The organism is Mycobacterium sp. TH-M11, from assembly GCF_057473725.1.
In genome coordinates this window covers 1-6,971 of sequence record NZ_JBYCLD010000523.1, presented here as the reverse complement: position 1 = coordinate 6,971, position 6,971 = coordinate 1, and the positions used below count along the sequence as shown (strand labels likewise).

The window sequence follows — 6,971 nt, the reverse complement described above, 5'->3', positions numbered from 1 at the left end:
ATGGCCAACGCCATTGCGTACTCTGCGACAGCAGAAGCTATCGAGAGGACTGCCACGGAGGCCCGATCGGAGCAAGGACATGGGAACAGGCGCTCACGGCGAACTCGGCCGTAGTATCGCGGAATTGGCGCGCCTACTGCAGCAAGAGGTCACCGACAGCGACTTATTGCTGTCCGAACTCACCGCAAATGCGGCCGACGCGCTTCCAGGCGCCGATCACGCCGGCATCACTGTCGCTGACCGCGACGGCACGGTCCGTACGGCGGCGTCGTCGCCGAGCCGCTACCCCGCCGTGCTCGACAAACTCCAGCAGACCCATCGCGAAGGGCCCTGCCTGTCGGCGGCTTGGCAACAGCACACGATCCGGATCGACAATCTGGCGCACCACGAGCGCTGGCCGGCTTTCTGCCGGGACGCCGTCGAGCAGACTCCCGTCCGCTCGATCTTGTCGTTCCAGCTATTTGCCAATCAGAAAAGTATGGGTGCGCTGAATTTCTATGCCCAGCAACCGGCTGTTTTCGACGACGACGCGATCGAGGCGGGTCTGATCCTTGCAACTCATACCGCGTTGGCGTGGCAGTTGGTGCGCCGTGAGGAGCAGTTCCGCAGCGCACTGGCGTCCCGCGACATCATCGGCCAGGCCAAAGGCATGCTCATGGAGCGGTTCAAGATCGACGCCGTGCAGGCATTCGAGTTACTCAAGCGGCTCTCCCAGGACTCGAACACGCCGGTGTCCAGGGTGGCCCGCCAGCTCATCGAATCCGAACATCCGACCGGATGACCGCCGAGGAGCGCGACGCACCGATTCGGGACTCCGTTGCCCGCGGTGAGGCCGCGCGACTGCGTGCCGGCCAACTGCGGCTGCGCAGGACCGAGCTGGCATCGGGTCAGCCGGCTGATGCCAAGAGCGCGCAGCGCGCGCGGGTGTATGCCGAGAAGTCGCTGCAACGAGCGATCCGCGCTCACCGCTCGGCCGCCGAAGGACACCTGAACGCCGGAGCCGCGCATTTGCGCGCCGCTGCCGCCCATGAGCAGGCTGCCATGCTGGCCGGCGACGCCACCGCCGGGGCACATCAGGACGCGGCGGAACGACACCGGGCCGCGGCGGCCCGCCACGACGCTGCCGCCGTCGAACAAGAAGAAGGGGCGCGGTTCGCCGAGAATTGACCGTCAAGTTCCGGGTTGGGCTTGTGGATCCATCAATAGCACTGCCCCGGTTACGCCGCCGTCGGTGGATTGGAAACTGGTGCACTTCACCCGCAGCCGGGTAGCGCGACCGCGGCGGTTGACCGCATCGAGGACAACCTCACCCGGGTTCTCCGGATTGACGAAGGCGTTGCCGATCAGTGGCCGTACCTGATCCATGGGTAGGCCGATGTCCAAAGTGGTCAGAACTTCGCCGGTGATCTCGTCGGCGCGCAGCCCCCATAGCTCTTCGCAGCCGTGATTCCACACCACCACCCGCATCTCGCGATCGACCACCGCCATGCCGAACCGTACCGAGTTGACCAGCGAGCGCAGGAAGGTACGGGCATCCTCGAGTTCGTCGCTGCGTTCGTTGAGGGTGTCGTTGATGGCGTGCAATTCGTCGTTGGTGGACTGCAACTCCTCGTTCATCGTTTCGAGCTCTTCGTTGGTGGATTGCAGTTCCTCGTTGGTGGTCTCCAGTTCCTCGACCGTCGACTGCAGTTCCTCGTTGGTGGTTTCGAGTTCTTCGTTGGTGGACTGCAACTCCTCGTACGCCGCCTCCAGTTGACGGTTGGTGTCGACCACCTTGTCCAGCAGCGCCCGGGTAGCGGTGACGTCGAAGAAGGCTATCGAGATGCCCAGCAGCCCGTTCTCGGTGTCGACCAGCGGGTTGATGTGGATTTCGAACCAGACTGGCTCAACGCCCGCCCGCTGCCACTTGACGTCCTGGATGCGGGTGGCGCGGCGCTCCACCTTGGCCTGCTCCAGATAGCTGCGCAGCTCGACCGGCCGATAGGAGACCTCCAGGTCGCGCAGCAGGCGCCCGATGTCACGGGCCGACAGACCGAACATGGACTCGGCTTGCTGGTTGATCATCGCCACGGTGTCGTCACCGGTCACCACGATCTGGGCGACCGGGTTGGCGCCGAAAGCCAACTCGCGCACAGTATCCAGGCCGGCGACATCGCCGTGCCGCTCGTACATCGCCGCGCCGAGTTGATAGGAGTCCATGCCGGCGTGCGAGCCCGGCACCTTGCGGAAAACCCGGTGTTTGAGGCTCGACGGCGTAAACCGATCGCCGTGACTCAACAGCATCTCGGCATGGCCGAGGAACAGCGTGCCCTGTCCGCCCAGCGCAAAATGTAGACGCCCCAACACGTTTCGTTGCGTTTCGGGCGTCATGTACATCAACGTGTTCCGGCATACCAGCAGATCCACCCGCGAGATGGGTGCGTCCTTGACCAGGTCGTTGCGGCCGAAGATCACCGCCCGGCGCAGATCTTTGTGAAACACGTAGCGGCCGTTGACTTGTTCGAAGTACTTGTTCAACAGACCTGCCGGTACCGACTCGACGGCCTTCGCGTCGTAGGTGGCGGCACGGGCCTCGGTGAGCGCGTCCTCGTCGACGTCGGTCGCATAGACCTTGACCCGCCGACGAAACGATTCTGCCCCCAGCGTCTCGGCGAACAGCATGGTCAGCGTGTAGGCCTCCTGGCCGGCTGCGCAGCCGGCGCTCCAGATCCGAATAGGGTTGTCGGGCCCACGTTCGGCCAGCAGTCGCGGAATGACGTCGCTGGCGATGTAGTCCCACGCGTCGGGATCGCGGAAGAACGCGGTGACGTTGATCAAGATGGTGTTGAACAGCGCCGCGAACTCGTCAGAGCTGGCCTGCAACAGGTCGAGATACTCTTCGAATGTCTCGTACTCGACTTGGGCCATCCGGTGGCGAACCCGTCGCATCAGCGTGGTGCGTTTGTAGCCGGTGAAATCGAACCCTCTTGAGTCGCGCATGAAACGCAGCAGCGCTTCGAATGATTCGTCTGTCGTCGTTGCCATTTAGTCCCGTCCGCTGAGCAGGTGTCGCGAACTGAACCTTACTCGCGGTCAGAGCCGATTTTCGGGCCCAATGACCGCCCACACCGCCTTGCCCGAGGACGTCGGCATACTGCCCCAGGCCCGGCACATCGACGCGACGATAGCCAGACCTGACACGGGATCCCCGCCGCGGTAGGGATCTTCGTGCCGCACTGCTGGTGCCGTGCTGTCGTCTCGTACCGAGATGCTGACGATCCCGCCGCTGCATTCCACCACCACCACCGGCGCGCACGTGGTGTGCTGCAACACGTTTTCGACGAAGACGTTGACGATCACCTGTGCCACCGCGGTGAGTTCGCCGTGAGACCAGGCGCTCAGGCATTCGGAGACCACTAACCGGGCCGTGCGCAGGCTGGCGAGTGCGGCCGGAAGTTCCGTGCGAACCCGTCGCCGGACACCGGGTCCGGTGTCGCTGAGAGTTGTCAGTGCCACCTCCAGTGAGGTGTGGCTTGACACGTAGCGCGTCACACCGGTGCGTGCGATCGTGTTCAGGTGTTCGGCCCGGCCGCTGATCAGAACGACCGGGACGTCGGGCCAAATGCTGACGTGCCAGCGGGCGCTGGTGAACACCGACCACGCCGACGACGAAGGCACCTCGAGCCCGTTGACGTCGACAAGCACTGCCCGCGGTTCGTCCAACGCGGCCTTGATGATCGAGTCGCGCAACTTGAGGTAGGTGGTGGTGTCAAGAACACCTTTGACGGTCAGCAGGCAATCTCTGTCCGCGGCCCTCGGCGACACCGTCAGCTCGCTGAGCGGCCAGTAGCTAGCCACGCGGATCCCTATCTTGGGCATACACGTTCGACAGCCGGTTCCCCAGCACAGACATGGCGCGTTCCGTTTCGTCGGTGATGGCCTGATACCGATCCCGCAGGAGTCCGGGACTGAGCTGCCCGGCCAGTCGCCGAGATAACTTGGCCTTCTCCTGCAAACTACGCATCGCCACCCACAGCGCACTCTCGATCTCGCCGTCCCGGGCGCCGAGTAACGCGTCGGGCGTCCAGGCGTGCCCCACATGGCAGCGATAGTTGCCGTCGCTGACGCTGATCAACGATCCATTGCAGTCCGGGCAGGTGTATCCGGAAGGCGAGCCGAGATCTTCGGTGTTGAACTCCGTCGAGAACCGCCGTGACATGGCGATACGGTTCTCCAGGTCCAAGCGCGCATCGTGTGTCATTTCCGGCTCCTCAAACGCTCGTTCCGCCAGCCGCATGAGCAGCGAGCCCACCGCGCCGGCTTCGACCTGATGGTCGACCACGCCGGCGTCGATAGCGGCCAGTGGCATCGCAGGGAACAGGGCGTCACTGGGGGACTGGGCGATCGTGGTCCCGCCCCGCGAGCAAATGGCGACACTGCCCAACGCGCCGTCGTCGAGCACCCCGGACAGCAGCACGGACACCGCGCGCCGGCCCATTGACAAAGCCACCGAGCGGAACAGCGCGTTGATCGCCGGGCGGTGACCGTTCTCGGTGGGACCCTGCGACAGCACTATCTGGTGGTCGTAGATCAGCAAGTGCCGGTCCGGAACCGCGACGCGGATGGTGCCGGGTTCCAAGGGGGCCCCGTCGGTAGCTGCTTCCGCGGGTAGCGGTCCGTTGCGGTCCAGGATGCGGGCCAGCACGCTGGGCGCACCCGGTGGCAGGTGCAGGGTGACCAGCACGGCGTACGGCAGCTCAGCCGGTAGGCCGGCGACAAACCGGGTCAGCGCTTCCACGCCCCCGGCCGAGGCTCCCACCGCGACCACGTTGAGCGCGTTGCTTTTGACTGGCATCAACTTCGCCACCATTCGAGGCGTACCCACATATCGGGCAGGGAACCGTTTCCGACGCGGTGAATTCAGCCTACGCGCGGACAGCGCGATCAGCGAGTGCTGATCAGCGGCCGCGACGATTTACCGTTGTGGCGCCGCGAGTTCTACGTCAGGCGGGTCGAACGGCGGCGCGCCCCCACCCGCGATCGAATACCTGCCCTGCGACGTTTTCTCGGTGATGCGCGCCGACGCTCGCAGCTGGCCGACCGTGAGGCCGACCGTGCGTGAGGACGTCATGAAATCTGCTGGCAATTCGTCGAGAATTGTTCCCTGCCAATGGTATTGGCCATCGATCGGATTGACGTGGCCGGCCAGCCGGACCTTCACCTGGCGGGAGGCGTCGTCGATGGTCAGCGTTGCCGGACCTTCGTAGCTGTCGGCGGCTGCGTCTCCGGCCGACGACAACTCGAACGCAGCGGCCTCTAGGTGCCACTGCGGTCGGCGCAGATGAACTCGCTCGTTGAAGACACCCTGCGCACTGCGGCGGACCTCGATCCGGGTATGCCGACCCATCAGCTGCAGGCACCCGACGACGTAGCGCATCGCCGCCGCGACGTGCGGCCCGGTAATCGTGAAGTAGTTCGGGAAGCCGTGTGTAGCCACCCCGAGGTAGGGCTCGGCGCCGTCGACCCACGCCTGCTGGATGCTGACACCGCGAGCGCCGACGAGCGTGTCGGGCGGCAAGCCGGTCCGCACCGCGAACCCGGTGCCGTAGACGATCGCGTCGGCATCGTGGTGGACTCCGTCGACGGTGCGCACCCCGACCGCGGTCACCTCTTCGATCGGCCGCGTGATCACGTCGATACGGCGACGCCGGGCAATGCGCAGGGTGCGTCGGGGCCGCTGGACTGGGCGCCGGGGCGCCAGCGGGAAGACCGTAATGGTGGCCCCCGCACCGGTCATCTGCTCGATCAGTTCGCCGGCGCTGGAGTCGGCGCCGATGACGGCGACCCTCTTGCCGGCGGGCTCGAAGAAGTTGGAGGGCATCGCCGCGTGCATCGCCGTGCCACGAAAGTCCCGGCGGCCCACCAGGTCTGGCACCAGCGGCACCAACGGCGAGTCGCAGGCAACCACGACGCGGCCGCGGCACGTCTCGCCGTCTTCGGCGTGCAGCGTCCAGGCGTCGGTGCCGTTGTCGAACACGGCGCTGACCACCTCGCGGTCGAAGATCATGAAGTCGTGGATGCCGGCCGTCAGCAACTCGGTCGCGGCGTCGCCGTCGCCGACCAGGACGACACCGTGGACGCGCTGGTTCACCGGAGTTTGGGTCACAGGAACTTGGTACGCGTCCAGCTGCGCCGCGCCATCGGGCCCATCAGCCCTACCTCGGCCAAAAACGCGGCCAGCGGCGCGAAACCGGCTACCTGCACCTCCCGGCGGTGCGGGCTGTTGAGCGCCATCTTGCGGGCCGCGCGGGCGTTCAACCCCGCCCGCGCGTATTGAACCTTGTTGGTGAACAGATAACGGAAAAACCAACCGCCCAGCCCGTTGACGTTGCCGACGAACCACCGCTCGGGCCGTCGCATCTGCGGTGCCCGCTTGCGCAACCCGTCGCGGGCGAACTGAATGTGGCGGGCTTCCTCGGTGACGTGAATTCGCATGAGCCGCTGCACAATCGGCTGCAACTCAGGATCGTCCATCATCTGCCGCTGCAGCGAGTCGAAGATCTCCTCACCGATCAGCGCGGCGACCCAGAGCACCGATCCCTGGAAGAAGAAGGGCAGCGTGTTGATGATCAGCCGGTGATAGAGCCGAGGCCGCACCGGCTTGGCGCCGATCCGCTCGATGGCCTTGCCGAACATCACCATGTGGCGGGTTTCGTCGCCGAGTTCGGTCAGCGCGTAGTGGGTGGACCGACTGGTGGGGTCCTTGTGCATGATCTTGCGCAGCAGTGCCTGATTCAGAATGTTTTCGAACCAGATACCGGCCGACAGCGTGTTCACCAGTTCCTGGCGGGACAATTCGATCTGCTGGGCGCGAGTCAGGCTGTCCCACATCGGTGTTCCGTACAAGGACACGGTCTGGGGCGGCAGAAAGAACTTATCCGGGTCCAGGGGCGCGTCCCAGTCGATGTCGACGACCGGCGCGTAGGACTTCT

7 protein-coding genes are annotated in these 6,971 nt (G+C 65.2%); 2 read left to right on the top strand and 5 right to left on the bottom strand.

All coding sequences use genetic code 11. The annotated features are described in order from the left end of the window. Window positions 1-79 precede the first annotated feature (79 nt). Window positions 80-781: a GAF and ANTAR domain-containing protein gene (locus tag AC2VOG_RS19990; protein ID WP_486941564.1), complete on the top strand. Its 702-nt coding sequence runs from the start codon at window positions 80-82 to the stop codon at window positions 779-781. Next, a complete protein-coding gene (locus AC2VOG_RS19985) occupies window positions 778-1,167 on the top strand; it encodes a hypothetical protein (protein ID WP_486941563.1) in 390 nt (129 codons plus the stop codon). The genes AC2VOG_RS19990 and AC2VOG_RS19985 overlap by 4 nt, the downstream gene beginning before the upstream one ends. A 3-nt stretch (window positions 1,168-1,170) precedes the next feature. Here the strand turns inward: AC2VOG_RS19985 and AC2VOG_RS19980 are convergent, their stop codons facing one another. The 5 genes from AC2VOG_RS19980 to AC2VOG_RS19960 all read right to left on the bottom strand — a co-directional run. After that, window positions 1,171-3,024 (bottom strand): CheR family methyltransferase, encoded by a 1,854-nt coding sequence (locus AC2VOG_RS19980; RefSeq protein WP_486941562.1) that lies wholly within the window; start codon window positions 3,022-3,024, stop codon window positions 1,171-1,173. Window positions 3,025-3,072: 48 nt separating this feature from the next. Continuing rightward, window positions 3,073-3,837: an STAS domain-containing protein gene (locus AC2VOG_RS19975; RefSeq protein WP_486941561.1), complete on the bottom strand. Its 765-nt coding sequence runs from the start codon at window positions 3,835-3,837 to the stop codon at window positions 3,073-3,075. Then, window positions 3,830-4,834 (bottom strand): chemotaxis protein CheB, encoded by a 1,005-nt coding sequence (locus tag AC2VOG_RS19970; RefSeq protein ID WP_486941560.1) that lies wholly within the window; start codon window positions 4,832-4,834, stop codon window positions 3,830-3,832. The genes AC2VOG_RS19975 and AC2VOG_RS19970 overlap by 8 nt, the downstream gene beginning before the upstream one ends. A 120-nt stretch (window positions 4,835-4,954) precedes the next feature. Next, the gene (locus AC2VOG_RS19965) at window positions 4,955-6,145 is read right to left on the bottom strand and encodes a DUF4873 domain-containing protein (RefSeq protein WP_486941559.1); all 1,191 of its coding nucleotides are present in this window, start codon (window positions 6,143-6,145) and stop codon (window positions 4,955-4,957) included. Then, window positions 6,142-6,971: AurF N-oxygenase family protein (locus AC2VOG_RS19960; RefSeq protein WP_486941558.1), on the bottom strand; the 830-nt coding region annotated here is incomplete at its 5' end. The genes AC2VOG_RS19960 and AC2VOG_RS19965, both read right to left, overlap by 4 nt.

Bases quoted from the DNA above. Each gene is read 5' to 3' on its own strand.
- AC2VOG_RS19990 (WP_486941564.1), top strand. From the start codon at position 80: ATGGGAACAGGCGCTCACGGCGAACTCGGCCGTAGTATCGCGGAATTG.
- AC2VOG_RS19985 (WP_486941563.1), top strand. From the start codon at position 778: ATGACCGCCGAGGAGCGCGACGCACCGATTCGGGACTCCGTTGCCCGC.
- AC2VOG_RS19980 (WP_486941562.1), bottom strand. From the start codon at position 3,024: ATGGCAACGACGACAGACGAATCATTCGAAGCGCTGCTGCGTTTCATG.
- AC2VOG_RS19970 (WP_486941560.1), bottom strand. From the start codon at position 4,834: ATGCCAGTCAAAAGCAACGCGCTCAACGTGGTCGCGGTGGGAGCCTCG.